Origin of the sequence: Halalkalibacter flavus (assembly GCF_036663575.1) — a bacterium.
Classification (GTDB): domain Bacteria; phylum Bacillota; class Bacilli; order Bacillales; family Bacillaceae_D; genus Halalkalibacter; species Halalkalibacter flavus.
The window spans coordinates 1-578 of sequence record NZ_JAWRVK010000116.1 but is presented as its reverse complement, the minus strand read 5'-3'; the positions used below and the strand labels follow the sequence as shown (position 1 = coordinate 578).

The following is a 578-nucleotide window of genomic DNA, read 5'->3' as shown; positions in this document are numbered from 1 at the left end:
CATCTTAAAGGCCTATATGCTTAACCACACTAAAATTTGACTAAACTCACTCTTCTATCGTGAATATGTCGTTCTTTTCTTCATTGAATTGGTTTGCAATATAATTTCTTATTGTCTCTTCATCTACTGTTCCTACTGTGGCACAAAAATAGCCCCTTGCCCATAAGTGCTGGCCCCAATATTTCTTTTTCAATTCGGGAAATTGATCCTGCAGAAGCCTTGATGATCTCCCTTTTAGGTACTGCATGATTTTACTTGGCGCCAGGCTCGGTGGACATGATAACAATAAGTGGATGTGATCTTTCCCAACACTTCCTTGCAAGATTGTAATTCCTCTTGCTTCACATCCTTGCCTGATTAATTCTCGTGTTCTTACGGCAATCGGACCACGTAACACCTTATATCTATATTTTGTAACCCAGATTACATGAAACTTGATGTCAAAAACTGCATGACTATTCTTCTTATATCCGTCCATACTTTCACCTCACACCTTAAGTATGGACATCGAAGTATAAGGCTAAAAGCGTATACCGTCTAAAGACGGTGGAGTTAGACCACGCGTTTGGAAATTAAAA

1 protein-coding gene is annotated in these 578 nt (G+C 39.1%); it reads right to left on the bottom strand.

Going from position 1 to position 578, the window contains the following annotated elements; translation table 11 throughout:
• Window positions 1-46: 46 nt before the first annotated feature.
• Window positions 47-478 carry an IS200/IS605 family transposase gene (gene tnpA, locus SAY88_RS24640; RefSeq protein WP_332635076.1) on the bottom strand — a complete coding sequence of 144 codons (432 nt, stop codon included), beginning with the start codon at window positions 476-478 and terminating at the stop codon, window positions 47-49.
• Between the last annotated feature and the right edge of the window lie 100 nt (window positions 479-578).